Source organism: Pseudomonas sp. B22129 (assembly GCF_044218875.1).
Taxonomy (GTDB): Bacteria; Pseudomonadota; Gammaproteobacteria; order Pseudomonadales; family Pseudomonadaceae; genus Aquipseudomonas.
In genome coordinates this window covers 863,597-887,396 of the sequence record NZ_CP162592.1, presented here as the reverse complement: position 1 = coordinate 887,396, position 23,800 = coordinate 863,597, and the positions used below count along the sequence as shown (strand labels likewise).

General features: G+C 62.5%; 28 protein-coding genes. 5 read left to right on the top strand and 23 right to left on the bottom strand.

The annotated features are described in order from the left end of the window. Positions 1-63: 63 nt before the first annotated feature. Positions 64-999, top strand: coding sequence for a LysR substrate-binding domain-containing protein (locus AB4P94_RS04015; protein WP_395609507.1), 936 nt, complete (start codon positions 64-66; stop codon positions 997-999). 80 nt (positions 1,000-1,079) lie between these two features. Here AB4P94_RS04015 and AB4P94_RS04010 read toward each other — a convergent pair whose 3' ends face one another. From AB4P94_RS04010 to AB4P94_RS03915, 20 genes are all read right to left on the bottom strand, one after another. Next, positions 1,080-1,484, bottom strand: coding sequence for a hypothetical protein (locus AB4P94_RS04010; RefSeq protein ID WP_395609506.1), 405 nt, complete (start codon positions 1,482-1,484; stop codon positions 1,080-1,082). Positions 1,485-1,511: 27 nt separating this feature from the next. Then, positions 1,512-2,738, bottom strand: a complete 1,227-nt coding sequence (locus tag AB4P94_RS04005; protein ID WP_395609505.1) for a beta-ketoacyl-ACP synthase — start codon at positions 2,736-2,738, stop codon at positions 1,512-1,514. Further along, positions 2,738-3,466, bottom strand: a complete 729-nt coding sequence (locus AB4P94_RS04000) for a 3-ketoacyl-ACP reductase FabG2 (RefSeq protein WP_395609504.1) — start codon at positions 3,464-3,466, stop codon at positions 2,738-2,740. The genes AB4P94_RS04005 and AB4P94_RS04000 overlap by 1 nt, the downstream gene beginning before the upstream one ends. Further along, positions 3,463-3,924 (bottom strand): 3-hydroxylacyl-ACP dehydratase, encoded by a 462-nt coding sequence (locus AB4P94_RS03995; RefSeq protein WP_395609503.1) that lies wholly within the window; start codon positions 3,922-3,924, stop codon positions 3,463-3,465. The genes AB4P94_RS04000 and AB4P94_RS03995 overlap by 4 nt, the downstream gene beginning before the upstream one ends. Then, the gene (locus AB4P94_RS03990) at positions 3,921-5,087 is read right to left on the bottom strand and encodes a beta-ketoacyl-[acyl-carrier-protein] synthase family protein (RefSeq protein WP_395609502.1); all 1,167 of its coding nucleotides are present in this window, start codon (positions 5,085-5,087) and stop codon (positions 3,921-3,923) included. Before AB4P94_RS03990 ends, AB4P94_RS03995 begins: the two co-directional genes overlap by 4 nt. Further along, on the bottom strand, positions 5,084-5,566 hold the full coding sequence (locus AB4P94_RS03985; RefSeq protein ID WP_395609501.1) for a hypothetical protein: 483 nt from the start codon (positions 5,564-5,566) through the stop codon (positions 5,084-5,086). The genes AB4P94_RS03990 and AB4P94_RS03985 overlap by 4 nt, the downstream gene beginning before the upstream one ends. Further along, complete coding sequence (locus tag AB4P94_RS03980) at positions 5,563-6,297, bottom strand: class I SAM-dependent methyltransferase (RefSeq protein ID WP_395609500.1); 735 nt, start codon at positions 6,295-6,297, stop codon at positions 5,563-5,565. Before AB4P94_RS03980 ends, AB4P94_RS03985 begins: the two co-directional genes overlap by 4 nt. Then, on the bottom strand, positions 6,294-7,541 hold the full coding sequence (locus AB4P94_RS03975) for an NAD(P)/FAD-dependent oxidoreductase (protein ID WP_395609499.1): 1,248 nt from the start codon (positions 7,539-7,541) through the stop codon (positions 6,294-6,296). The genes AB4P94_RS03980 and AB4P94_RS03975 overlap by 4 nt, the downstream gene beginning before the upstream one ends. 33 nt (positions 7,542-7,574) lie before the next feature. Next, positions 7,575-9,887, bottom strand: coding sequence for an MMPL family transporter (locus AB4P94_RS03970; protein WP_395611289.1), 2,313 nt, complete (start codon positions 9,885-9,887; stop codon positions 7,575-7,577). Continuing rightward, the gene (locus AB4P94_RS03965; protein ID WP_395611288.1) at positions 9,877-10,527 is read right to left on the bottom strand and encodes an outer membrane lipoprotein carrier protein LolA; all 651 of its coding nucleotides are present in this window, start codon (positions 10,525-10,527) and stop codon (positions 9,877-9,879) included. The genes AB4P94_RS03970 and AB4P94_RS03965 overlap by 11 nt, the downstream gene beginning before the upstream one ends. Before the next feature lie 29 nt (positions 10,528-10,556). Further along, entirely contained in the window at positions 10,557-10,982 is a 426-nt protein-coding gene (locus AB4P94_RS03960; protein ID WP_395609498.1) for an acyl-CoA thioesterase, read from the bottom strand. Beyond that, entirely contained in the window at positions 10,975-12,516 is a 1,542-nt protein-coding gene (gene hutH, locus AB4P94_RS03955) for a histidine ammonia-lyase (RefSeq protein ID WP_395609497.1), read from the bottom strand. Before hutH ends, AB4P94_RS03960 begins: the two co-directional genes overlap by 8 nt. Then, complete coding sequence (locus AB4P94_RS03950; RefSeq protein WP_395609496.1) at positions 12,500-13,435, bottom strand: glycosyl transferase; 936 nt, start codon at positions 13,433-13,435, stop codon at positions 12,500-12,502. The genes hutH and AB4P94_RS03950 overlap by 17 nt, the downstream gene beginning before the upstream one ends. Further along, positions 13,432-14,166, bottom strand: coding sequence for a glycosyltransferase family 2 protein (locus AB4P94_RS03945; protein WP_395609495.1), 735 nt, complete (start codon positions 14,164-14,166; stop codon positions 13,432-13,434). The genes AB4P94_RS03950 and AB4P94_RS03945 overlap by 4 nt, the downstream gene beginning before the upstream one ends. A 167-nt stretch (positions 14,167-14,333) precedes the next feature. Next, on the bottom strand, positions 14,334-16,004 hold the full coding sequence (locus AB4P94_RS03940; RefSeq protein WP_395609494.1) for an AMP-binding protein: 1,671 nt from the start codon (positions 16,002-16,004) through the stop codon (positions 14,334-14,336). Beyond that, the gene (locus AB4P94_RS03935) at positions 16,001-16,546 is read right to left on the bottom strand and encodes a hypothetical protein (protein WP_395609493.1); all 546 of its coding nucleotides are present in this window, start codon (positions 16,544-16,546) and stop codon (positions 16,001-16,003) included. The genes AB4P94_RS03940 and AB4P94_RS03935 overlap by 4 nt, the downstream gene beginning before the upstream one ends. After that, entirely contained in the window at positions 16,543-16,797 is a 255-nt protein-coding gene (locus AB4P94_RS03930) for an acyl carrier protein (RefSeq protein WP_003187949.1), read from the bottom strand. The genes AB4P94_RS03935 and AB4P94_RS03930 overlap by 4 nt, the downstream gene beginning before the upstream one ends. A gap of 9 nt (positions 16,798-16,806) precedes the next feature. Continuing rightward, entirely contained in the window at positions 16,807-17,076 is a 270-nt protein-coding gene (locus AB4P94_RS03925; protein WP_395609492.1) for a phosphopantetheine-binding protein, read from the bottom strand. Next, on the bottom strand, positions 17,054-17,866 hold the full coding sequence (locus tag AB4P94_RS03920) for a lysophospholipid acyltransferase family protein (protein WP_395609491.1): 813 nt from the start codon (positions 17,864-17,866) through the stop codon (positions 17,054-17,056). The genes AB4P94_RS03925 and AB4P94_RS03920 overlap by 23 nt, the downstream gene beginning before the upstream one ends. After that, positions 17,842-18,561 (bottom strand): beta-ketoacyl synthase chain length factor, encoded by a 720-nt coding sequence (locus tag AB4P94_RS03915; protein ID WP_395609490.1) that lies wholly within the window; start codon positions 18,559-18,561, stop codon positions 17,842-17,844. The genes AB4P94_RS03920 and AB4P94_RS03915 overlap by 25 nt, the downstream gene beginning before the upstream one ends. Before the next feature lie 348 nt (positions 18,562-18,909). Between AB4P94_RS03915 and AB4P94_RS03910 the strand changes: the two genes are divergently transcribed. Both AB4P94_RS03910 and AB4P94_RS03905 read left to right on the top strand, forming a co-directional pair. Next, positions 18,910-19,680, top strand: coding sequence for a ParA family protein (locus AB4P94_RS03910; RefSeq protein WP_395609489.1), 771 nt, complete (start codon positions 18,910-18,912; stop codon positions 19,678-19,680). Between the two features lie 330 nt (positions 19,681-20,010). Beyond that, positions 20,011-20,232 carry a DUF6124 family protein gene (locus AB4P94_RS03905; protein ID WP_395609488.1) on the top strand — a complete coding sequence of 74 codons (222 nt, stop codon included), beginning with the start codon at positions 20,011-20,013 and terminating at the stop codon, positions 20,230-20,232. A 130-nt stretch (positions 20,233-20,362) separates the two neighbouring features. On the opposite strand, the gene trxC is transcribed toward AB4P94_RS03905, so the two are convergent. Beyond that, entirely contained in the window at positions 20,363-20,797 is a 435-nt protein-coding gene (gene trxC / locus AB4P94_RS03900; RefSeq protein WP_395609487.1) for a thioredoxin TrxC, read from the bottom strand. A 225-nt stretch (positions 20,798-21,022) separates the two neighbouring features. Here trxC and AB4P94_RS03895 point away from each other — a divergent pair, with 225 nt between their 5' ends. Next, positions 21,023-21,319: a type II toxin-antitoxin system HigB family toxin gene (locus AB4P94_RS03895; RefSeq protein WP_395609486.1), complete on the top strand. Its 297-nt coding sequence runs from the start codon at positions 21,023-21,025 to the stop codon at positions 21,317-21,319. After that, entirely contained in the window at positions 21,316-21,717 is a 402-nt protein-coding gene (locus tag AB4P94_RS03890; RefSeq protein ID WP_395609485.1) for a type II toxin-antitoxin system HigA family antitoxin, read from the top strand. Before AB4P94_RS03895 ends, AB4P94_RS03890 begins: the two co-directional genes overlap by 4 nt. Here AB4P94_RS03890 and AB4P94_RS03885 read toward each other — a convergent pair. Both AB4P94_RS03885 and selO read right to left on the bottom strand, forming a co-directional pair. Further along, the gene (locus AB4P94_RS03885) at positions 21,710-22,279 is read right to left on the bottom strand and encodes a GNAT family N-acetyltransferase (RefSeq protein ID WP_395609484.1); all 570 of its coding nucleotides are present in this window, start codon (positions 22,277-22,279) and stop codon (positions 21,710-21,712) included. The genes AB4P94_RS03890 and AB4P94_RS03885 overlap by 8 nt on opposite strands. A gap of 12 nt (positions 22,280-22,291) precedes the next feature. Then, positions 22,292-23,755 carry a protein adenylyltransferase SelO gene (gene selO, locus AB4P94_RS03880; protein ID WP_395609483.1) on the bottom strand — a complete coding sequence of 488 codons (1,464 nt, stop codon included), beginning with the start codon at positions 23,753-23,755 and terminating at the stop codon, positions 22,292-22,294. Positions 23,756-23,800 lie beyond the last annotated feature (45 nt).

Below are 23,800 nucleotides of genomic sequence, written 5' to 3'. Positions count from 1 at the left end.
AATGATTCTTTCCAATATATTGTTCGACCTGTTTGATAGGTTTTACGACCTAATGAGGCTTGCATGGAATTACGACACTTGCGGTACTTCATCGCCGTTGCCGAAGAACTGCATTTTGGCCGCGCCGCGCAGGTGTTGGGCATCTCGCAACCGCCGCTGAGCCAGCAGATTCAGGCGCTGGAGCAGGAAGTAGGCGCGCGGTTATTTGAACGGACCAATCGTCGGGTTGAGCTGAGTGAGGCGGGACGGCTGTTCCTCAATGAGGCGCGATTGGTATTGGCTCAGGTCGACAAGGCGGCAGATGTCGCGCGGCGGGCGCAATTGGGAGAGTTGGGCGAGTTGAAGATCGGCTTCACGTCCTCGGCGCCGTTCAATGCGAGCATTCCCAAAGCGATCTTTGCCTTTCGCCAGGCCTTCCCGGCAGTGCACCTGAATTTGCAGGAAATGAGCAGCACCGAAGTGGCGGAGTCGCTGGTGAATGAGTCGATCCAGGTGGGGTTGATTCGCCCCTTACCCTTGCCGGATTCGCTGAGTGTCATTGAGCTGATGCGCGAACCCTTGGTTGCCGTATTGAACGCAGGGCACCCTTTGGTCGAGGGCACCGAACGCGGTCTGCACCTGGCGCAACTGGCTGATGAGCCGTTTGTATTTTTCCCGCGCACCTACGGCAGTGGCCTCTATGCCCAATTGATCAACCTGGCCCGCGACGCCGGCTTCAGCCCGCGCTTCGCCCAGGAAGCGGGGGAGGCGATGACCATCATCGGTTTGGTGGCGGCGGGCTTGGGTGTTTCGGTGCTGCCGGCGTCATACCAGCGCATCCGCATCGACGGTGTTGTGTACCGCACCTTGCTCGATCAGGACGCGGTGACATCGGTGTGGCTGGTGCAGCGCAAGGGCGCACAAACGCCGATGGCAGAGGCGTTTGTGGAGTTGTTGGTAGCGAGCGGGCTTGTTGTGGCGAGCGGGCTTGCCCCGCGTTGGGCTGCGCAGCAGCCCTAACAGGATCTCTGCGCTCTTCCAGACCGGGGCTGCTTCGCAGCCCAGCGCGGGGCAAGCCCGCTCGCCACAGAGGGCGCGCTTCAGTTCTGCGCCGCCGAGCCATTACTGCGCAGTGCCGCCAAAATATCCCGATCCAGCATGCTCACCCAACGGTTGTAATTACGATGGATCTTGCCGTCCTTGTAGCCCAGGTCGCGGCTGTCGCGGTAGGTGATGGCGTAGCTGTTGCGGGTGTAGCGGATATCGATGGCCGCGTAGAACTGGCCGCGCACGGTGATTTCGGCCTGCACCAGCTGCGGGCTCAGGCGTTGCACGGTCCATTCACGTTTTTGCAGGGCAGTGACGATCACCTGCTTCATGGTTTCTTCGCTGGCCTGGGGGTTGGCCGCCAGCTCGTGCTGGGTGTTGAGCACCGGTTTGTTGGTGCAACCGGCGGTGGTCAGCAGGGCCAGGGTGATCAGGGTGGCGCGTAGCAGGGAAGACATTCCGTTTTCTCCAATCGATTAAAAAATTCAGGACCAGCGGCGAAAGATCAGCGAGGTGTTCACGCCGCCAAACGCGAAGTTGTTGTTCATCACGTAGTCGTGGTGCATCTCGCGGAACTCGCCTCTCAGGTAATCCAGCTCGCCGCACTGCGGGTCGACTGAATCGAGGTTGAAGGTGTGCACGTACTGGTCGCGGTTCATCATTTCGATGCTGAACCACGACTCCAGTGCGCCGCATGCACCGAGGGTGTGGCCGAGGAAGCTTTTCTGCGAGCTGATCGGCATATGGCTGCCGAACAGGCTGCTGGTCGCCAGCGTCTCGGCGATATCGCCCTGGTCAGTGGCGGTGCCGTGGCCGTTCACGTAGCCGATGGCCGATGGCTCGAGCCCGGCATCTTCCAGCGCCAACTCCATCGCGCGGCGCATGGTTTTCTGCTCCGGGCGGGTGGTGTGCTGGCCGTCGGCGTTGCTGCCGAAACCGACCAGCTCGGCGTGGATGTGTGCACCACGCGCCAAGGCGTGTTCCAACTCTTCCAGCACCAGCATGCCGCCGCCTTCGCCGATCACCAGGCCATCGCGGCCGCTGTCGTAGGGGCGCGGGCTGGTTTGCGGCGCGTCGTTTTTCAGGCTGGTGGCGTAGAGCGCGTCGAACACCATGGCTTCGGTGGGGCACAGCTCTTCCGCGCCGCCGGCAAGCATCAGCGGCAAGCGGCCGAACTTGATCGCCTCGTAGGCGTAGCCGATGCCCTGGCTGCCGCTGGTGCAGGCGCTGGACGTCGGGATCAGCCGCCCGGTGAGGCCAAAAAAGATGCTGATATTTGCCGCCGTAGTGTGCGGCATCATGCGCACATAGGAGTTGGCATTCAGCCCCTCGGCCACCGAGTTCAGCAGCATATTGCCGAATGCCTTGATCTCGTCGGTGCTGCCGGTGGATGAACCGCAGGCCACGCCCATGCGCCCGTCCTTGATCGATTCATCGCCCAGCAAACCGGCGTCTTTCAGTGCTTGCTCCGCCGCCCACACGGCCAGGCGCGAGACGCGGCCCATGCTGCGCAGTTGCTTGCGTGTCCAGTGCGCGGGCACAACGAAATCGTCGATGGGCCCGGCCAAACGCGTGTTCAATTCGGTAAAACGGTCCCACTCGTCCATGCGCCGAATGCCGCTGCGGTTGGCGCGGAAGTTGGCCGAGATGGTCGCCCAATCGCTGCCCAGGGAGGTCATGCCGGCCATGCCGGTGACGACGACGCGTTTCATCAGCACAGGCCCCCATTCACAGCCAACACCTGGCGGGTGATATAGCCCGCCTCAGCCGACATCAGGAAATTCACCGCCCCCGCGACTTCTTCCGGCGTGCCCATGCGCTGCGCGGGGATCATCTTCATCAGCTCTTCCACCGGCACGTTTTCATCGAGCATGGCGGTGTCGATCAAGCCCGGCGCGACGCAGTTGACGGTGATCTTGCGCTTGCCCAGCTCAATGGCCAGCGCCTTGGCGGCACCAATCAAGCCGGCTTTGGACGCGCTGTAATTGACTTGGCCACGGTTGCCGATCAGCCCGGAAACCGACGTGATGCACACGATGCGCCCGGCCGCGCGGCGACGAATCATCGGCATCATCACCGGGTGCAGCACGTTGTAGAAACCGTCGAGGTTGGTGCGCATCACCACGTCCCAATCGTCTTCCGACAAGGCCGGGAACGCGCCGTCGCGGGTCAGGCCAGCGTTGAGCACCACGCCGTAATAGGCACCATGCTGCTCCACATCGGCCTCCAGGATTTCTTTGCACACTGCGCGATCTGCCACGTCGAATTGCAGCACCCGCGCCTTGCAGCCCAAGGCTTCAACCTCGGCCCGCACCGCGTCCGCGTCGCTGCGCCCATTGCGGCAATGCAGCACGATGTCATGCCCGGCCTGAGCCAGGCGCAAGGCAATGGCGCGGCCGATGCCACGGCTGGAGCCGGTGACCAGTACGGATTCAGTCATGGCGTTTCGTCCTTCGATTCATCTAAATAGTTGGCCGCCTGGGGCGGTCGAAATACGTTCAAGCGCGCGCTGGCCTGGATACCGTCGCCGGTGAGGTGGCATTCGAACACACCCATGCCGTTGTCGTCTTCCAGGGAACGCAGGCCGTGGATAGTCAGCTCGGCGCCTGCCGGAAAGTGCTCCACGTTGCATTCGAACTTGCGTGTACCCAGCAGAAAACCCAGCTCCACCGCTTCGCCTTTCTGGCGCGCGCGGCAACCGGCGTAGGCGGCAACGCTTTGCGCCATCAGCTCGATGCCGACCCAGGCGGGCAGGCTGCCGTCGGCACGGTTGAACAGGCCGCCGGGCTTGACGAGGGTACGGGTGTGAACCTGCTCTTCATCGAAGGACAGCACCTGGTCGATCAGGATCATGTCGCCCGCGTGGGGCAGCAGTTCGGCGAGTGGCCAAGGGATCATGGGGCCTCTCCAATAATCAGGCTGACGTTATTGCCGCCGAAGGCAAACGAGTTGCTCATCAGGCAGGTCTTTTTCAAGGTGTCGCCGGCGCCTGCCCATTGCAAGGTGGGTAGCATCGGGTCGGCCTGGCCGTCCCACACATGGGGTGGCAGCACGCCGTGGGTCAGGCTCAGCCAGCAAAACGCGGCTTCCAGGGCTCCCGCAGCGCCGAGGGTGTGGCCGCTCATGGGCTTGGTTGACGAGCAAGCCACGCCATCAGGGAACAAACTGGCGACGGCCAGGCTTTCCATGGCGTCGTTGTGCTGGGTCGCGGTGCCGTGCAGGTTCAGGTAACCGATCTGTTCGGGTGCAAGCTTTGCACTGGCCAGGGCCTTGCGCATCGCCTGCAACGCGCCTTTGCCCGTGGGTTCTGGCGCAGAGATATGGTGCGCATCGCAGCTCGCGCCGCTGCCCAGCAGGGCAATCGGCGCAGGTGTACGGGTCATCAGGAACAGCACCGCCGCTTCACCGATGTTGATGCCGTTGCGGTTCACCGAAAACGGGTTGCAGCGCTCGCTCGACACCGCTTCCAGCGAAGTGAACCCGTTGAGGGTCAGCTTGCACAGGCTGTCCACGCCGCCGCAGATCACCGCATCGCACACGCCCAGGTCCAACAGGCGCTGGGCACTCATCAGCGCACGGGCACTGGAGGTGCAGGCGGTGGAAATCACATAGGCCGGGCCGCTGAGTTGCAGCCAGTCGGCGAGGAAGTTCGCCGGGGCGCTCAGCTCCTGTTGCTGGTAGTCGTAGTCGCCGGGGAACTGCCGGTCGCGCAGGTAGTGCGCGATACCACGGCTGGCTTCGTCGATGCCCGACGTGCTGGTGCCCAGCACAACGCCGACCCGTGACGCGCCGTAGGTGGCGATCGCCTGGCGCAGCTCACCCTCGATCTGCAACGCAGCCTCCAGCAGCAACTGATTGTTGCGGCTGCTTTGCTGGTTCAGTGCCGGTGGAATCGCCGCCAGCTCGCCGTGCACGCCGGCCACCGGCAACACGCGCTCCGGTACCCAGCCGCTTTCGGCGCGCATGCCCGAGCAGTCGCCGGCAAACAGGCTGCGGCTGACGTCGGCCTGGCCACGGCCCAGTGCGCAAATCACACCGAGGGCATTCAGGTAAGCCGTCATCGTGCAGCCCCAAGCGGCGTGATGCGGTAGCTCAATGGTTGGCCCGCCATGTTCACGCTGAACACTTGCGAGGACTGATACACGATCTGCCAATGCCCCGGCAGCGTGCGGGTGAGGTCCATGGCCTGAGCTTGAGGGTAGAGCGCTGGCACGTCGTCAGCGGAGGTGAGGGCGAACAACAGCGCGGCAAACAGCTCTCGCGCCTGGGGGTTGGGTGGCAGCAAACCGTCGGCCTGCCACTGGCCATTGACCAGCTTTTGCCGCGCCTGGGGAATGCCCAGCGGGTCCATCATTGACCAGCGAATCCCACCGCCTTCGCGCTGGATCACCAACAGCCAGTCCTGGCTCTGGCCGTCCGCGCGGCGCTGTACATGCAGTTGCATCGGCAGGTCCAGGGCCGGGGTTTTCTCGGGCAGCGGTGGCCCGCTGGCGCAGGCGCTCAGCAGCAACAGGCAGCCGATCAGCAGCAGGCGGATCATGGCGCGGCGCTCGTCAAAGGTTTGCGAGCCACGCAGTTCACCAGGGTTTCTTCGCGCTGGCCCACCGGCGGCGGGTTGCGCAGGCCCCAGCGCTCCAGCAGGCCGAAATCGCTGGAACGGCTCCACCACAAATACGGGTACGAGACATTCTGCGGGCCGAACTCAAAGCCCTGTTCGCGAAGCATCTCCAGATACTCCTCAGCGCTTTTCTGCACGTGCATCGGGTGGCGGAACAGCCAGCGAATCACCCAAGTGTCGATATAGGCTTCGGTGGATTCGGCAAACAGCAAATAGCCGCCCGGCTTGAGCACGCGGTAGAACTCCTTGAGCGCGCGATGCTGTTCAACCAAGTGGTGGAAGGTCTGGTGGCAGAACAGGATATCGACGCTTTCGTCCGGCACGTCGAGGGTGGCGCAGTCGCTGCCAATCAACTCAATGGCCAGGTTCTGGCGCGCGGCCTCGGCCTTGCTCAGTGCCAGGCTGTGAGGGTCGGCATCCAGGCCGATCAAGCGTTCGGGGGCAAACACCTGCTGCAAATACTGGAACGACTTGCCCTGGCCGCAGCCGGCATCCAGCAGTACCGGCGCCGCCGGCAGCGGGTCGGTAAACAAGCTGCGCAGGTCGTTGATCGCCACGCGCAGCACGTGGTGCTGCCAGGTGTGGCTGCGCAGGAACCAGAAGCCGAATTTGGTCTCTTCGACGTAATTTTTACTCAGGTACTGACTGCTCATACTGGCTCACCCGCACAAATTTCCGACAACATCCGCAACCGCCGCTTGGGCTCGCTGACAAACGGGTTGCGCTCGTCCCACGCGTAACCGGCGAGGATCGAACTGATCATGCGGCGAATCTCCGGCGAGCTGCCCGGGTGGAAAATCACATCCTGGAACGTGCCGGCGTACCAGCCCTCGACGTAGCAGCGGAAGGTGTCGACGCCACGTTTGAGCGGCTCGGCAAACTCGGTTTGCCAGTCCACGGTTTCGCCCTTGAGCTGACGATGCAGCACAGCGGCCGCCATGCTGGCCGAACGCATGGCGATGGTCACGCCGGAGGAAAACACCGGGTCGAGAAACTCCGCTGCGTTGCCCAGCAGCGCAAAGCCCGGGCCGTGCAGGGTTTTGACGTTGGCCGCGTAGCCGCCGATGGTTCGCGCTGGTGTGTCCCACACGGTGTTGTGCAGCACGCGTGACAGGCTTGGGGTTTCAGCGATAAAACCGCGCAGGCAGGCGTCGAGGTCTTCGTCGCGGCCAGCGAAATGTTCTTTCGCCGCGACCACACCCACCGAGCAGCGCCCGTTGCTGAATGGGATGGTCCAGAACCAGATATCACGCTTCGTCGGGTGGGTGGTGATGAGAATTTTGGTGCGGTCGAACCCCGGGTCTTCGATGCGATCTTCAATGTGGGTGAACACCGCCTGGCGCACCGGGAAGTTTGACGGCACATCCAGGTTCAGCAGGCGCGGCAGCACCCGGCCGTAGCCGCTGGCATCGAGCACGAACTTGGCCTTGAGGTGGTATTCGCTGCCATTCTCGCGGCGCACGTGCAGGTAGCGGCTTTCTCCGCTGAAATCCACGCCGACGATGGTTTCGCCGTAGCGAATATCCACGCCCTGCAAGTGGGCCTGGTCGGCCAGCAATTTGTCGAATTCGCCGCGCTGCACCTGGAAGGTGGTCGGCTTGCCATTGCTGAACGTATCACTGAAATCAAACGCGCTGTAGCGCTCGCCCCAGGCAAACGCTGCGCCGGTTTTCACCTGAAAGCCTGCGGCCTGCACGGCGTCGAGCATGCCGGCTTCTTCGATAAAGTCGATGCAATGCGACAGCAAGCTTTCGCCGATGGAGAAACGCGGAAAATGCTGGCGCTCGATAATCAACACATCATGCCCGTTGCGCTTTAACAGCGCGGCGGCGATGGCACCGGATGGCCCGGCGCCGATCACGACGACCTGGCGACGTTCCATTTCAACTGTGGGCACGAGGGCTCCTTGCCACTTTGGCGATAATCACATTCATGAGGCGTGCTTCTGATGGCCGGCCCAGGGCGCCAGCATAAAGCTGAAGGCCAGGCCCAGGCTGACCGACAGGCCGAAATTACTCACAGCCGGTGTACTCGACACCGCCAGCAGGCCAAACGACAACCAGGTCGTCAGCGCCGCCAGCAGCGTGCCTAAAAGGCTGACGGCCGGGCCGCCGATTTGTTCGCGCATCACGATCGCGTAATCCACGCTGATCGCCGTGACCAGCAGCAGGCCGAACAGGCTGAACAGCGTCAACGGCTGCCCCAGCCAACCGAGGCTCGCCAGGCTGCACAGTGCAGCGAGCAGCGGCAGGGCGACGATGCGTAACGCGCCGCCAAAACCGAACGGCAGGATCAGCAACAACACGATCAGCACGCAGGACATCAACTTCAGTTCCGCCGCGCTGATCTGCGTGTCGGCAAACACCCGGTTCAGGTCGCCGAGGCGATCCACCAGTTGCACGCCGGGCAAATCCAGCGCCTGCACCCGCAGCAGCGCCGGGTTGTTCAAGCCTTGCAGGCTGACCATGGCTGCCACGCCGCCGTCCACCGGGCCCAGCCACAGCGTGCGCCAGGGTTCGGCGAGCGGGCCGACCAGCGCGGCGTCGATGTCCTCGGTGGGCAGCGCTTGCAAGTGTGTGACTTCGGCCTGCAAGGCGCTGGCGGGCACGCCAAGGTCCAGCAGCGGCTGCCAGTGTTGCGGCAGTTGGTTTAGCGCATCGCGCAGTTGCTGTTGCTCGGCGGGCAGGCTGACCAATTGGTTGAGTGCCAAATAGCCCTGGAGTTTATTCATGTTCACCAGTTGATCCAGACGCTGGCCCAGCGCCGCCTGACGCTCCAGCAACTGCTGCTGGTTATCGGCGCGCACCAGAAAGAACTGGCTGGTGGGCTGGAACCCGGTGATACGCGCCACGGCCTGGGCTTCTTGCAGCAGTTGTGGCGGGGCGCCGATCCATTGGCGGATGTCGTTTTTGCTGTTCAGGTGCCACAGGCCGCCGGCGCAAAACAGCAGCAGCAACGCCAGCAGCACCGGGCTTGGCACGCGCTTGAGCAAGGCGGTGCGTGCCAGCCACAGGCACTCGGCGATACGCAGCGGCCACTGCGCCGGGCGCAGTTCAACACCCTTGAGCAGCGCGGGCAGCAGGCACACGGCGGACAGGTAAGCACCGACCAAGCCGGCGGCGGAGAACACCGCGATTTGTGTGAGCGCCGGGAACGGTGTCCAGGCCAGCGCCAGGTAGCCGATGCAACTGGTCGCCAGGCTCAGGCTCAGCCCGGGCAGGGTGATGCGCAAGGCCGGCCAGCTGCGCCACGGTTGCAGGCTCCAGCTTTTCGACAGGTAGTGCAGCGGGTAGTCCACGGCCACGCCGATCAGGCTGGAGCCCAGCACCAGGGTCATCACATGCATATGGCCGAACAGCGCCACGCAGGCCACCGCGCCAAACAGCATGCCCACCAACACCGGTACAAAGGCCAGCAATACGCGCCAACGGCGGAATGCGAGCAACAGCAATAACAGGATGCCCAGCGTGGCGCCGCCGCCGACCCAGGTCATTTCCCGCGTGGCTTGCTGCTGACCGTTGGCGGCGTAGAGCAAACCGCTGGCGGCGAGCAGTTGCGCGCCTTGCCCGCTTGCCTGTTCACGGCTGGCCTTGAGCAATTCCGCCACTTGCACGGGCAGTTTCATGTCGAAGGCATTGCCCGTGGTGCGCGCGCGCAGCAGCACCCAGCTTTTGCCGTCGGCGTCGGCGATCAACGCGCCGCTGCCGATATCCAGCTGCACCGAGCCGTGCTGCGGCTGGCTGTTCTGGATGCGCCCGGTGAGGCCCAGCCAGTCGTCCTGGCTTGGCACCAGGCTGAACCCGGTGAAGGGGTCGAACAAGGATTGCACGCGCTGCTGGATGAAGGCGTCAGGGTGGTCGATCAGTTGCTCGCGGTCTTTGGCCGAGAGCATTGCCAGCCGCCCGCGCAGCAGTTGTTCACGCAACGCGGGCAAGTCGGCTTGCAGGTTCCACTGCACTTTTTCAAACAGCCCGCTGGCCTGCCAGCGCTCGCCCAATTGCTGCGCCACGGCTACCGCTTGCTCGCGGTCGGTATGCCCGACCAGCACCAGCATTTCGCGGTTCAGCGGTTCCTGCATGCGCTGTTCGGCGCGTTGTTCCAGCGCGTCCGGCGTACTACCCGGCACCAGCTCCATCAGGTTCGCCGACAATGGCGCACCGTGGCGCCACTGCCAGCCCGCCAGGGCCAGCACGGCCACCAGCAGGCTCAGGAACAGGCGCGGCAGCAGGCGCTCACTGGGCAAAGTCATGCTGCTCCGCTTCGGTCAACGGTTGGCTGGCCGTGCTGTCCTGCATGCGCAAAACGGTGCTGTCGCCCTGGGTTTCCAACAGTTCGATTTTTTGCACCAACTCGCCGCCGTCGATATTGATCTGGGTGAAGACTTGCTTGAGCAACAGCGAGCGTGGGACCAGCGTCAGTTTCCAGCCGTTGGCTTCGCCCTGCAGTTGCAGTTCGAAGTCACGTTGCAAGCCGCTGCTGTCGCCCTGGAGCACGGCGAGGAACAAACGATTCTGCTCGGCACCGGCGCTTTTGTTGGGCAGCAGTTGCCAGCCGTTGGCGTCGCGGCGGGCAATGCCCTGGGCGCTGATGCGGTAGTCCTGTTGCAGCGGGGTCTTGAGCAGCCAGAGCAGACCGTGGTCCTTGGCCAGCACGAAAGTGCCTTTGCTGACCAAGGGGTGGGGCAGGGCGCGCAAGTGTTTTTCCTGGGTGAAGCTGCCGTGGATGACGGAGGGTTTGGCGAGTTGATCGCTGAGTTGTTGTAAATCGAAAGCCTGAGCACTGAAACTCAAAAGCAACCCGATCAAGGTGGGAGCGGGCTTGCCCGCGATGAACCTGAGGACGCTGCGGAGTGCCAGGCGGATTGCATTATCGTTGACGACCATCGCGGGCAAGCCCGCTCCCACAGGGGATCTCATTTCAGGGCTCTCTCTACGGCGTCTGTGAATATTTTCGGGGAGGCCAGTTGCATCTCGCGGCTGGCGATTTCCACGGCGACTTGCACAGTGCTTGCGCGGGTCAGGCGTTCGCCGCTGGCAAGATCCGTGATCAGGTAGTTGACCTTCAAACGGTTCTCCCATTCCACCAGGCTGGCGCGCACGTTGATCGTCTGGCCGAACACGGCGCCGCGCACGTAACGCAGTTGCAGGTCGATCACCGGCCACGCGTAGCCGGATTCAAGCATCGCCGTGTAGTTGTGGCCGAGCTTGTCCAGCAGCGCGCAGCGCGCCACTTCCAGGTACTTCACGTAATGCCCGTGCCACACGACGTTCATGGTGTCGACGTCGAAAAACGGCACGAGAATTTCAGTGTCGCAATGCAGCACGCCCTGGCTACGCATGCAGCCTCCAGTGTTGCTCGGCGATGCGTTTCAGGCACAGGCGCAGTTCGCCTTCAAGGGCGCGGTCCTCGATAACCGGCGGGAAGTCTTTGGCGAGCTCTTCATGCATGGCGGCCAAGGCCGGTGGCAATGGGCGCGCATCTTCAGCCTGCGCGCGCAGCCACACGCCTTGGTTGGCGGCGAGCAAGGTGGCGGCGGCGACCTGTTCGGTCAGCTCCAGCACGCGGATCGCGTCGCGGGCGGCGATGGTGCCCATGCTCACCTTGTCCTGGTTGTGGCATTCGGTTGAGCGCGAGAACACGCTGGCCGGCATGGTGTTTTTCAGCGCTTCGGCGGTCCAGGCGCTGGTGCCGATCTGCACGGCTTTGAAGCCGTGGTTGATCATCGCGCGATCCGCTGGTGCGCCCGACAGGTTGCTTGGCAGGCCGTGGTTGTAACGTACATCCACCAGCAGCGCGAGCTGGCGGTCGAGCAGGTCGGCGACGTTGGCCACCAACGTTTTAAGGCTGTCCATGGCGAAGGCAATGTGCCCGCCGTAGAAGTGGCCGCCGTGCAGCACGCGTTCTTCTTCGGCGTCGATGATCGGGTTGTCGTTGGCGCTGTTCAGTTCGATCTCGATGAACGAACGCAGCCAGTTCAGGCTGTCGGCCAGCACGCCCAGCACGTGGGGCGCGCAGCGCAGCGAATAGCGGTCCTGCAAACGATGCAGCGGCGCGGTGGGTGCATCAATCGCCAGGTCTTTACGCAGCCACGCGGCGACTTGCATCTGCCCGGGGTGCGGTTTGGCGGCGAACAGGCGCTCGTCGAAGTGTTCCGGGTTGCCTTGCAGCGCCACCACGTTCAGCGCGGTGATGCGCGTGGCCAGTTGCAGCAGGTAGTCGGCGCGGGCGAAGGCCAGGCACGCGAGGCCGGTCATCACGGCGGTGCCGTTCATCAGTGCCAGCGCCTCTTTCGGGCGCAACACCAGTGGGTCCCAGCCCAGCTCGCGGTGCACATCGGCGGCCTGGCGACGTTCGCCACGGAACATCACTTCGCGCTCGCCGGACAGGGTCGCAGCCACGTAGGACAACGGCGTCAAATCACCGCTGGCGCCCACCGAGCCTTCTTCCGGAATCAGCGGCAGCACGTCGTGTTCCAGGAACGCATGCAGGCGCTCCAGCAACTCCACACGCACGCCGGACACGCCATGGCACAGCGACTGCAATCGCGCCGCCAGCACCGCGCGGGTGGACTGCGCGTCGAGCAGCTTGCCCAGGCCGCAGCCGTGGAAGGTGTAGAGGTGACGCGGCAGCGCCTCGACGTGTTGCAACGGTACCGCCACCACGCACGAGTCGCCATAGCCGGTGGTCACGCCGTAGATCACGCCTTCCTTGTCCAGCAGCGAGTCGAGGAACTGCGCGCCTTTGGCAATGCGCTGGCGGTACGCGGCGTCGTTTTGCAGCTGCGTGGGCGCCTGACGGTTGGCCAGGGCCAGCACGTCTTCAATGCGCAAGGGGCGTTCGCCAAAGGTTACCGGCTCAAGATGCGTCGTCATCGGTCTTCCAGAAAGGGTAAAAGTTGAACCACTGTTGGGGCGCTTCCAGGCAGAACTGGCCCAAGCGCGCGGCGTAGCGCCCGGCCCAGTGGGCGATCACCTGCTCGCGGGTGCTGCGCTTCCATTCGATCAAGTCGGCGAACGGCTCGATGGTCAGGCGGTAGCGGCCGTTGTGTTTGAGGCACATCAACACATTAACCGGGCATTTCAGCAGACCGGCCAGCAACCACGGGCCTTGTGGGAATGCGGCATCGACGCCGAGAAAATCCACGCGAACCTTGCGCCCGCCATGCAGCGGCACGCGGTCGCCCGCGATGGCCAGCCACTCGCCTTCGTCCAGGCGCTGGCTGAGCAGCAGCATGGTGGCCGGGTCCAGTTCGCTGACCTGAATCAGGCGCAAATGCGTGGCTCCGGCTTCGCCCAGCAGGCGGTTGAATTGCTCGGCGTGCTTGGTGTGTACCAGCACGTTCATGGTGACTTGCTCACCGATCTCGGCGAGGGCGCGGCACACTTCGAGGTTGCCCAGGTGTGCGCCCACCAGCATCTGCCCGCGTTCGCCACGCAGTTGGCCGCGCAGTTGCGCCGGGTCGTTGATTTCAATCTGGTCGATACGCAGCTTGCCGTTCCACACGTCGAGCTTGTCGAGCAAGGAGTCGGCGAAGGCCATGAACTGGCTGAAGACGGATTTAAGGGTAGGGCGCAGCTCATCGCGGCCACTCCAGTCAGCCAGGCGCTGCTGGTATTCCCAAGCGCTCTGGCGCGCGGTGCGGCCGAACAGGAAAAAGTACAAGACGATGCCGTACAGCACCGGGCTCAGCAGGCGACGGCCCAGCACTTTGGCGGCGCCGGCGGTGAGTTTCATCAGCCAGAAGCTGCCGCGCTCCTCGCGGTCGGCCCAGTGCTTGGTGCTGTCGTTCATGCTTGCCACCGCCGCCACAGGATCATCGGCGCGCGTACCAACATGCCGAAGAACAGCCGGGTGTGCATGGCCGAGATGCGCACGTTGTCGCGGAACAAACGAAAATGCGACAGGCCGTCGGTGGGGTAGTGCACTTGGGTCGCCAGCCAGCGCATCGGCTGGTTACGCCAGGCCAGGCGCACGAGGATGTCGGAGTCGAAATCCATGCGTGTGCCGATGTAGGCCGAGTTCATCAACGCCAGGGTCGGCGCCAGCGGGTACACGCGAAAGCCGCACATCGAGTCGCGGATTTGCAGCGAAAGCGTGTTGATCCACACCCACACGTGGGTCAGGTAGCGCGCATACAGGCGGCCTTTGGGCACGCTGTCGTCGTATTCGGGGTAGCCGCAGATCACCGCCTCGGGGTGCCTGCGCGAGGTGTCGATAAACGTCTCGACTTCGCGCAGGTCGTGCTGGCCATCGGCGTCGACTTGCAGCGCATGGCTATAGCCCAGGCGCGCAGCTTCGCGAAAGCCCGCAATGACCGCGCCACCTTTGCCTTGGTTGGAGGGCAAGGTCAGCAGGGTGACGTTTTCCAGGGTGGCCAGTTGTGCGAGTACGGCGGCGCACGCCGGGCTGCTGCCGTCGTCCACCAGCAAGCACGGCAGGCCGCTGTGCAACAGGCTGTGAACCACAGCGGGCACGGCGGCTTCATGGTTGTAGACCGGGATCAGGGCGCAGGGGTTATGCATGGAGTTGATCTCCAGGATTGCTGCAAGCCCTGTGGCGAGGGAGCTTGCTCCCGCTGGGCTGCGAAGCGGTCCCAATACTGTCGACCGAGATCCCCCTGGCAGATTGCAGTGCCTGGGTTGGGAGTGCTTCGCACTCCAGCGGGAGCAAGCTCCCTCGCCACAGAAGCCTACTCATTTCGCATCTCTAGCACTATGCGGCCACTGGAACAGGCTGCAACGCCGTTGCGGTAGGCGAAGTACAGCTTGCTGCGTTCTGCGTCGAAGCGCAGGTGCAGTTCGAGGGTGTCGCCGGGGCGCACCAGTTGCTGGAACTTGAGTACTTCCATCCCGGAGAACGTGGCTGGCAGATCGAGCAATTGCTGGCCCAGGTTGAACGCCCATTCCACCTGCACCACACCCGGCAGCACCGGGGTGGCCGGGAAGTGGCCGCTGAAATAGGCCAGGTCCGGCGGGATGCTCAGTTGCAGGGTCCATTCGCCATCGGTCTCGACTTGCTCCAGCACTTCGGGCGCTTTTGGCCGAGGGGCCACCAGCAATGCTTCGACGTGCGCCTGAGGCAGTTTGCCTTGGCTGTTCAGAGGAAGCTGGCGCAGCAAACGCCAGCGGCGCGGCAAGGCCAACGCTTCGCAGTGTTCGCTCAGGTGTTCGCGCAAGGCCTGCGTCACGCTGCGGCGACCCTGGTTGCGCAGAGCGTGCAGGCCGTCGGCACTCAACACCACCAGCGCGCCAAGGGATGCACGGTTTTCCTGCACCACGCCCAACCGGGTTTCGGCGACCCAGGCGTGGCTCATCAGCGCCTGTTCGAGCATGGGCAGGGAGATGCGTTTTTCTTCCAGTTTGACGATACGGTCCAGGCGCCCAAGCAGCTCGAAACGGCCATCGGAGTGGATGCGCGCCGCATCGGCTGTCTGTTCGATATGGCCTTGCGGCAAATACGGCGAGGCAATGCGCAGGGCGCCGTCGGCGTCCTGGCTCAGCATCACGTCGGCAAACGGCTGCCAGGGTTGCGCACCCTGGCGCCAGGCGATGCCGCCGGTTTCGGAGCTGCCGAGGATTTCCGTCGGCCATTGCTGCAGGCGGTCATACAGCTCGCCAGCGGCCTCGACGGGCAACGCACCGCCCGACGAAAATACCCGTGAAACCTGGCTCAGCGCGGGCCAGTCGAGGTTGTCGCCCATGCGCTTGAGCAGCGCGGGGCTGGCGACCCAGGCAAATTGTGGGTGTTGGCGGCTGGCGCGCTGCATATCTTCGGGGAACGCCAGTTGCTGGCGCACAAAGGTGCGACCGGCGCACAGCGGCCACAGCACGCGAAACAGCAGGCCGTAGATATGCTGCGTGGCCACGCTGCCGATGATGCAGGCGCCCTTCAGGTCTGCGCCCCACAGGGTTTCCAGTGCTTGCACTTCGTTGGCCAGCTGGCGCAGGGATTTGTCGATGCGCTTGGGCTCGCCGCTGGAGCCGGAGGTGCACAGGCTCAATTGGCAGGTGTCCAGGTCCAACGCTGCGGGTTCCAGGGGCGCTTGATACAGCGCGTCGAGGTCTGCGGCGTCGACCAGCCAGGTATCAACACAGTCGCTCCAGCGCTGGCGGGTCTGGGGTTGCAGGTCGGCGGGCAATAACACGCAGACCCCGGCTCGCCACGCGCCCAACAGCGCAATCGCCAGCAGGCCGGCGTCTTCCAGGTGCACCGCGGCCCGCTGGACGCCGCGCGCTTGCAGCCCTGCCGCAAGGCTCAGGGATTGTTCCCACAGCTGGGCATGATTCATCGCAGGTTCGGTAGTCACCGGACGCTGTTGCAGCGGCTCAAGCAGCAGGTGCTCAAGTTTCAACCCTTTCATACGCGGCCTCGAACCCTTTGTCGTACCAGCCATTCCACGGCAAACAACAGCCCCATCAGCCCGTAGGCGATGAGGCCGTTGTACAACGTCCACCAGCTCAGTGGCGCCCACAGGGTGAGGGCGGCGGCGAGCAGGCCATTACACAAAAAAAACACGCTCCACACCACGGTCACCTGGCGGGTATACACAATTGCCTTTGGCGGCAGGTCGGGCTCGGTCATGCGCGCAAGGCGCTCGACCATCGGCGGGCCGTAGTGCAGGCTCAAACCGAACAGCGCCAGCATGAATGCACTGACCAGGCTCGGGTACCAGCGCAGGAGCTGCGGGCTATCGAACCAGGCCAGGGCCAGGCAAAACACGATCACGGCCAAGGCCATCCAGCGGCTGCCGGGGCGCCGCGCGCCTGTAAGTGCGCGCAACAGCCACAGGCTGCCGAGCAGTAAGCCGAATTGCCAGGGTGCAAAGTGCTCGGTGCCGTAATACACCGCAAAGGGGTACAGCAGCCCCGCCAGCAACAGACCAAGGCCGATCAAGCGGCTCATGCGGCTGGCTGGACCAGACGGTACACCGCCTCTACTACGTCGTTGACCGTGCGCACGGCCTTGAACTCTTCGGCGGCGATTTTCTTGCCGGTCTGGCGCTTGATGTGGTCGATCAGGTCCACGGCATCGATGCTGTCGATTTCCAGGTCCTGGTACAGGTTGGCGTCGAGGGTGACGCGTTCCGGCGGCAGTTCGAACAGTTCCACCAAGGCATCGCGCAGGGTGTTGAAAATATCGTCACGAGTTTGCATGGTACGGTCTCAAGCTGCCTGTCGGGCCGTGACGAACGCCGCGAGGCTGGCCACGTTGATGAAGTGATTGCGGGTGTCCTTGGCGTCGGCATCGATCTTGATGCCGTACTTTTTCTGGATCGCCAGGCCCAATTCCAGGGCGTCGACCGAATCCAGGCCCAGGCCTTCGCCGAACAGGGTTTGTTCGCTGCCGATGTCGTCGACGCTGATATCTTCAAGGCCCAGGGCCTCGATGATCAGCGTCTTTATGTCGTGCTCAAGGCTGTGTCTGTCGCTCATCTTCGGCGAGCTCCTTAATGAAATAGTGATGCAGGTAATCGTTGAGCTTGCGTGAAGCCTGGGGCGCGGGCCCGAGTGCTGCGAACGCCTGTGGTTCTATATCGGCGCCTACGCGCAAACTAAAATGAAATCGGCGTTTGGGGATGCGATACCAGGGCTCGGCCTTGGTCAGGGTGGTGGGGCTGACCTTGATCACCACCGGGGTGATGATTGTCGCACCGCGCAGGGCGATGGCTGCACCGCCGCGATGAAAGGCAGGCGCCGCGTCGGGAGTGGTACGGGTGCCTTCGGGAAAGATGATCAGGGTTTGGCCTTCGCGCAGGGCATCGGCTGCCGCGTCGAGCATCTCGGCGCTGCCATCGTTGCTGATATAGCCTGCGTCACGCACCGGCCCGCGCATGAACGGGTTTTGAAACAGGCTTTGCTTGACCACGCAATTGGTCTGGCGCATCAGCCCGATCAGGAACACTACGTCGATCAGCGACGGGTGGTTGGCGATGATCATCTGACCCGGGCGGCCAAGTTTTTCGGCGCCCTCGACGCTGTAGGTCAGCACCCCGGCGCGTTGCATCATGCGGATAAACAGCCAGAACAGCCGGCTGATGGTGTGGCGGGCGCGCTGGCGATGCTTTTCAGCGCTGCCCGGCAGGCAACTGAGCAGCGGGAATACCAGCAGGCGCAGGCACAGCCCGCCCACGCCGAACAGAAAGAAGCTGGTGGCGGTGGCGAACAGGCGCCAGTAATAGGCGTGCTGTGGTTTGTCGGTCAGGGCTTGCGTTGCCAGTTCCATACACGGTTCTTCCAGGCATGTTGGCAAGTGGCCTGCTCGGTGAGCAGGGTGCGCAGCAGGTTCAGGGCGTGGGGCCACTGTGTGTGACTGAGTTGGACAGCGCCGCTGTTTAGTTCCAACTGCCACTCGTCGCCGGGTGTCAGCAGCAACCCGAGGGCGTAAGGGAACGGCACGTCGTGAATCCAGCCGGCATAGGCTTCGGGCGGCTGTTCTTCGGTGATCACCAGCAATACGGCCGGGGCGCCCTCGTTGAGCAGCGCGGCGGCTTCGAGCATGCCGTGTTCCAGGCCATCGCCGGCAGCGGCGAGGGCTGTCATTTCGCTGGTTTCATTGCGCAGGATCGACCACAGGCCAATCACTGCGTTGTGCACCGACAGGCTGAACTGGGTCGGCGACAGTGGCTCGTCGTTGGCCAGGTCACTGAGAATGTCGAGGGTGCGCGGGGTTTCGCCGTGGCGTGAAATAAACACCAGCGGCAGGTCTTGCAGACCCTCGGCCAGCGGCCAGCCCACGCTGAACGCCATGCGAGCCATGCGGCTGAGGCGGCGGCGTTGCATGGCCGGCAAAAATGACACGTCGGGAGATGCATCGCTGGCAGGCAGCAACACCGGTGCCTGGCACCAGGCGTGCCAGTCGTCCGCGCTCTGCAGGCCGGGAGCCCAGGCGCGCCATTGGGCGATGTTGAAAGTGATCACTGAGAAGTTATCCCGCCCCTGCGGGCTTCCATGTGCGGCCATTGGCCCCGAATACCGGGACAGGGAGCAATCGCCGAGTGGCGCGCATTATCCCGGTGCTGCGGGGTTCTAGCAAACTTTGGTAAAGAATTGTTCACGGCCGATTACAATTTGGTTGGAAAGATTTACAGATTGTCCTTTAGCAAGGGGCTGATTGGATTGTCGGCCTTGTCCTGTTCTTGCGTAGGGAGTGGATGACAGTCAGCGCGCAAAAGGCTTGCGATGCAGCAGTGCATGGATGAACGAGGTAGCTAACAGGCGCTTTTGCCCTCTACACTCGGGCATTCATTGATACACGGAGGTTTTTCCATGCGGCGTGTGGTGTTCAATCAGAAAGGCGGCGTTGGCAAGTCCAGCATTGCCTGCAACCTGGCGGCGGTCAGCGCCAGTGAAGGTTATCGAACCCTGTTGGTGGACCTCGATGCACAGGCCAACTCAACCCAGTACCTCACTGGGCTGACCGGCGACGATATCCCTATGGGGATCGCGGATTTTTTCAAGCAAACCCTGTCTTCCGGGCCGTTTTCCAAGAAGAACAAGGTGGATATCTACGAAACGCCTTTCGACAACCTGCACGTCATCACCGCGACCCCGGAACTGGCCGACCTGCAGCCCAAGCTTGAGGCCAAGCACAAGATCAACAAGCTGCGAAAGCTGCTGGATGAGCTGAGCGAGGATTACGACCGGATTTACCTGGATACGCCGCCGGCACTGAATTTCTACGCGGTTTCGGCGCTGATTGCGGCGGATCGGGTGTTGATCCCGTTCGACTGTGACAGCTTCTCGCGCCAGGCGCTGTATGGCTTGCTGGCGGAAATCGAAGAATTGAAGGAAGACCATAACGAAGGCCTTGAGGTGGAAGGTATTGTGGTCAACCAGTTCCAGGCTCGGGCGAGCCTGCCGCAGCAGATGCTCGATGAGTTGATTGCCGAGGGTTTGCCGGTGCTGCCGGTGTACCTGGCCAGCTCGGTGCGCATGCGCGAGTCGCACCAGGAGAGCAAACCGCTGATTCACCTCGACCCACGGCACAAGCTGACGCAGCAGTTTGTGGCGTTGCATAACTTGCTGGAAAACGCCTGAACCCTTGCGAGCACTGCATGATCCTGTGGGAGCTGGCTTGCCTGCGATAGCATCACCTCGGTCTACCAGTTAGACCGAGGTGATGCTATCGCAGGCAAGCCAGCTCCCACATTTGTTTTGCATGTCTTCAGGGGGATTTGGATTTGTCCCACAAAGGCTGTAGGAAGGCTCTGGCAAACAGGGTTGTGCCTTGTCTCGTTACCTACAGATAAGCCAGAATCGCCCGGCTTGTGCGTCTGGGTGGGCGTCTCTAAGGTTCTTCGGTCGCTGAATGTTCAGTGATCGGGTTTAGTAGCCCGTGGTGAGACGTCGCCTATTCGGAGACGATCCATGGTTAACCTTTATACCGTTGCCCCCAACCTCCCCACCGAAACCCTCGTACTCAACAGCTACGAAACCTTCTCGTCCGTTCGCACCTTATTGCTCAACCTGTCCAACGACCTCACCGGCGAACACCGTGACGTAGCCCTCGCCATCCATCAACTAAGCGAGCTCGGCGTAATGCTGGTCGGCCAGATGATGGACCGCGAAGCCCCGCTGTCTTCAAGTTAAAACGCGGTCCAAATGTGGGAGCGGGCTTGCTCGCGAAGGCGGTGTGTCAGCTACACATGTATTGGCTGGCGCACCGCCTTCGCGAGCAAGCCCGCTCCCACATTGGCTTGCAGTGTTCTTGAAATCCGAGTTACACGCCTTGGCTGCGTAACCACGCCATCAACTGCGGCAACGGAAACGCCCCGCTCTGACGCGCCACTTCACGGCCGTTCCTGAACAGAATCAAGCTCGGAATCGAGCGAATCCCCAACTGCGCCGACAACTGCTGATTCGCCTCGCTGTCCAGCTTGGCCAACCGGCATTTACCCTCCAACTGCCCAGCCGCTTGCTCAAACACCGGCGCAAAGGATTTGCACGGCCCGCACCAGTCCGCCCAAACATCCACCAGCAATGGCAAATCGCCCTTGATCTGGCTGGCGTAGTCGCCCTGTTTCAACTCAAAAGGCTTGTTCAACAACACCGGCTGTTTGCAGCGCCCGCACTTCGGCGCATCGCCCAGGCGTTCGTTGGGGATGCGGTTGAGGCCGTTGCAGTGGGGGCAGGGGATTACAAGTGGTTCGGACATGGTGGGCTTCTCTGATAGGGCCAATGGACTCTATTTGGAGCCGGACTCAGGGTTTATCAAGGCGACTCATCCGCTCACAGTTTCGCTCGTGCTGATCCCGGGGCGCGGATCTAGGCTGTTTGAGTCTGCTCTGTTTTGAGCCATTGGTCTGTTTGCGGGTATAGCAAATTGCGATATTCAGAATTCGGGTTTAACCTTCATAGCAAGCTGCGATAAGGATGTTGCATGCGAGTGATCAGTGAAAAAAGAATCTGGGAAGCCAAGCAAAAGTGGCCACGTTCAGCCTCAGCGTTGGATCAGTGGTATCGGGTCATGAAGCGAAACGCCCCGAAAGACTTCGCGGCGATGAAAACCATGTTTCCTGCCACGGATAAGGTCGGGGTGTTTCATGTATTCGATATTGGCGGCAACAAGTTGAGGTTGATTGCGGGCGTGGAGTATCGAGCGCAGCGCGTTTACATCAAGCACCTGCTTGATCACCGCGATTATGAGAAAGACAAATGGAAGGAAAAAATAAGATGAGCGCGCTTATGCGGGTAGCGGCGGAACACTGGCAATTCGTTTCGCCAGTCATGCGCAAGCCGGAAAACGAGGCGGATTACGACGCGCTGGTGTGCGGTCTGGACGAGTTGTTGAGCCTGATCGGCGAAAACGAAGACAGCCCGCTGATGAGCCTAGTGGATATTCTCAGTGACTGGATCGAAGCTTACGATCATGAGCATCGCCCCATGCCCGTCGCCAGCGGTGTCGACGTGCTGCGCTACATGATGCGTGAACACAACCTCACCCAGAGCGACCTGCCGGGCGTTGGCGCTCAATCCGTCGTCTCTGAGATATTGAGCGGCAAGCGCCAGCTCAACGTACGGCAAATTCGTTGGCTGGCGGAGCGTTTTGGGGTTTCAGTGGAAACCTTTATCTAGGTATGGCGCCTGTGAACACATACACACAGGTGTCATCCACCACCCTGGCCTTATCGATCCGGGTATTGGAAAGCACGGCCTCGCGGATGAACCCGCAGCGTTCGGCCACTTTGATGCTGCGTGTGTTGCGCCCGGCGGTGGTGAGTTCGATGCGCTTGGCGTTGAAGTGCTCCAGGGCGATGTCCCGCACCAGGGCGCAGGCTTCGCTGGCGTAGCCTTTGCCCATGCTCTGGCTGCCGATCCAGTAGCCGATTTCCAGGTAGGGTATGCGCAGGTCGTGAATCATCAGGCTGATGCAGCCAACCAACGCGCCCGAGTCGTTCTCGATAATCAGGAACCGGTATTCGTTCCTGTCGGCGTTGAAGTCATCCAGCGCCGTTTGCATGTTGGCGCGGGCGTTTTCCAGGGTGGAGCTGCCGTCGGCCCAGACCAGGAAATCGGTGTGGGGCTGGCTGAAATCGTTGATCAGGCCATGCATGGCCTCGGCTCTTTCGAGCGCGGGCGCGGCGAGGTGCAGGCGGGTGCTGCGTAATAACCCGGCCGGTATGTCAGAAAGCCTCATGGGTGCGTCTCCTTACGACGAACAGCTGATTTCCAAATGCTTGCCCCAATCCGGCGGCCTTTGTGCGTATTGCTCCATCCCCGGCTGTTCTTCAAACGGTTTGGACAGCACTTCATGCAGCCGCCGCACTTCGCTGTAATCTCCGGACTCGGCGGCGGCGATGGCGTTTTGTGCCTGATAGTTACGCAGAATGTACAGCGGGTTCACCGCGTGCATCCGCTCGCGGCGCTGCTCCTCGCTGTATTCCCCGTCCCGTGAAACGCGGGATTTGTACTGCTCGGCCCAGGCATCAAACCCGGCCAGGTCGACAAAGTCATCACGCAACCGCGCCACAGCCAGGGCCGCTGACTCATCGCCCAGGCGACGGAAGAACAGCGTGTAATCCACGCCGCTGTTCTGCATCAGCTTCAACAATTGTTCGACCAGCTTCTGGTCCTCGTCTTCAGCGGTTGTCAGCCCCAAGCGCCGACGCATCAGGTCGAGGTAATGCGCCTGATACAGCGGCAGGTACAGTCCCAGCGCTTCTTTCAACGCATCCACGCTGATAAACGGCGTCAACGCCTGCGCCAGCGCGCTGAGGTTCCACTGCCCGATCGGCACCTGATTGCTGAAGGAGTAACGCCCTTCATGGTCGGAATGGTTGCAGATGAAGTGCGCGTCAAAGTCATCGAGAAACGCAAACGGCCCGAAGTCGAAGGTGATGCCCAGGATCGACATGTTGTCGGTGTTCATCACGCCGTGGCAGAAGCCGTAAGCCTGCCATTTGGCGATCATCTCGGCATTGCGCTCGACGATTTCGCGGAACATCGCCAGGTAGGGCTCAGGCTGTTCGCGGCATTCGGGGTAGTGCAGGTTCAATACGTGCTCGGCCAAAAGCGCCTGCTGCTCGGGCTTTTTGGTGTAGTAGAAGTATTCGAAATGCCCAAAGCGGATATGGCTGGGCGCCAGGCGCAGCACCATCGCGCCGCGCTCCTGTTTCTCGCGCCACACCGGGGTGCTGGAGCCGATCACGCACAAGGCGCGGCTGCTGGGGATGCCCAGCGCGTGCAGGGCTTCGGAGGCGAGGAATTCACGAATCGAAGAGCGCAGCACCGCGCGGCCATCGCCCATGCGCGAGTAGGGCGTCATTCCGGCGCCCTTGAGGTGCAGGTCCCAATGTTCGCCGGCCTCGTTATACACCTCGCCAAGCAACAAGCCCCGGCCATCACCCAGTTGCGGGGTATAGCCGCCAAACTGGTGCCCGGAATAGACCATCGCCCGTGGCTCTGCTTCGGCCCACAGCTTGTGCCCGCCGAACAGCTCGGCAAACACCGGCGTTTCGGCCACAGCCGGGTCGAGGTCGAGCAGCGCCATGGCGGCATCGCTCGCCACCACAAGGCGCGGCTCGTCGAGGGGTTCAGGCAGTACGTGGGTCGAGAACGCGTCGCCAAGGCGTGCGAAGCGGTTGTCGAAGGTCAGTTCGTCGAGGGCTTTCACCGGCCATCTCCAGCAGAATGTCCGAGCATTCTGCTGGGGATAGGC

What these genes read in the sequence shown, in the direction of transcription:
- AB4P94_RS04005 (WP_395609505.1), bottom strand. Translation starts at nt 2,738, where the DNA reads ATGAAACGCGTCGTCGTCACCGGCATGGCCGGCATGACCTCCCTGGGC.
- AB4P94_RS04010 (WP_395609506.1), bottom strand. Translation starts at nt 1,484, where the DNA reads ATGTCTTCCCTGCTACGCGCCACCCTGATCACCCTGGCCCTGCTGACC.
- AB4P94_RS03930 (WP_003187949.1), bottom strand. Translation starts at nt 16,797, where the DNA reads ATGCAAACTCGTGACGATATTTTCAACACCCTGCGCGATGCCTTGGTG.
- AB4P94_RS04015 (WP_395609507.1), top strand. Translation starts at nt 64, where the DNA reads ATGGAATTACGACACTTGCGGTACTTCATCGCCGTTGCCGAAGAACTG.
- AB4P94_RS03985 (WP_395609501.1), bottom strand. Translation starts at nt 5,566, where the DNA reads ATGATCCGCCTGCTGCTGATCGGCTGCCTGTTGCTGCTGAGCGCCTGC.
- trxC (WP_395609487.1), bottom strand. Translation starts at nt 20,797, where the DNA reads ATGTCCGAACCACTTGTAATCCCCTGCCCCCACTGCAACGGCCTCAAC.
- AB4P94_RS03885 (WP_395609484.1), bottom strand. Translation starts at nt 22,279, where the DNA reads ATGAGGCTTTCTGACATACCGGCCGGGTTATTACGCAGCACCCGCCTG.
- AB4P94_RS03995 (WP_395609503.1), bottom strand. Translation starts at nt 3,924, where the DNA reads ATGATCCCTTGGCCACTCGCCGAACTGCTGCCCCACGCGGGCGACATG.
- AB4P94_RS03960 (WP_395609498.1), bottom strand. Translation starts at nt 10,982, where the DNA reads ATGCGTAGCCAGGGCGTGCTGCATTGCGACACTGAAATTCTCGTGCCG.
- AB4P94_RS03920 (WP_395609491.1), bottom strand. Translation starts at nt 17,866, where the DNA reads ATGGAACTGGCAACGCAAGCCCTGACCGACAAACCACAGCACGCCTAT.
- hutH (WP_395609497.1), bottom strand. Translation starts at nt 12,516, where the DNA reads ATGACGACGCATCTTGAGCCGGTAACCTTTGGCGAACGCCCCTTGCGC.
- AB4P94_RS03980 (WP_395609500.1), bottom strand. Translation starts at nt 6,297, where the DNA reads ATGAGCAGTCAGTACCTGAGTAAAAATTACGTCGAAGAGACCAAATTC.
- AB4P94_RS03935 (WP_395609493.1), bottom strand. Translation starts at nt 16,546, where the DNA reads ATGAGCCGCTTGATCGGCCTTGGTCTGTTGCTGGCGGGGCTGCTGTAC.
- AB4P94_RS03895 (WP_395609486.1), top strand. Translation starts at nt 21,023, where the DNA reads ATGCGAGTGATCAGTGAAAAAAGAATCTGGGAAGCCAAGCAAAAGTGG.
- AB4P94_RS04000 (WP_395609504.1), bottom strand. Translation starts at nt 3,466, where the DNA reads ATGACTGAATCCGTACTGGTCACCGGCTCCAGCCGTGGCATCGGCCGC.
- AB4P94_RS03965 (WP_395611288.1), bottom strand. Translation starts at nt 10,527, where the DNA reads ATGGTCGTCAACGATAATGCAATCCGCCTGGCACTCCGCAGCGTCCTC.
- AB4P94_RS03940 (WP_395609494.1), bottom strand. Translation starts at nt 16,004, where the DNA reads ATGAAAGGGTTGAAACTTGAGCACCTGCTGCTTGAGCCGCTGCAACAG.
- AB4P94_RS03990 (WP_395609502.1), bottom strand. Translation starts at nt 5,087, where the DNA reads ATGACGGCTTACCTGAATGCCCTCGGTGTGATTTGCGCACTGGGCCGT.
- AB4P94_RS03950 (WP_395609496.1), bottom strand. Translation starts at nt 13,435, where the DNA reads ATGAACGACAGCACCAAGCACTGGGCCGACCGCGAGGAGCGCGGCAGC.
- AB4P94_RS03945 (WP_395609495.1), bottom strand. Translation starts at nt 14,166, where the DNA reads ATGCATAACCCCTGCGCCCTGATCCCGGTCTACAACCATGAAGCCGCC.
- AB4P94_RS03910 (WP_395609489.1), top strand. Translation starts at nt 18,910, where the DNA reads ATGCGGCGTGTGGTGTTCAATCAGAAAGGCGGCGTTGGCAAGTCCAGC.
- AB4P94_RS03905 (WP_395609488.1), top strand. Translation starts at nt 20,011, where the DNA reads ATGGTTAACCTTTATACCGTTGCCCCCAACCTCCCCACCGAAACCCTC.
- AB4P94_RS03890 (WP_395609485.1), top strand. Translation starts at nt 21,316, where the DNA reads ATGAGCGCGCTTATGCGGGTAGCGGCGGAACACTGGCAATTCGTTTCG.
- AB4P94_RS03925 (WP_395609492.1), bottom strand. Translation starts at nt 17,076, where the DNA reads ATGAGCGACAGACACAGCCTTGAGCACGACATAAAGACGCTGATCATC.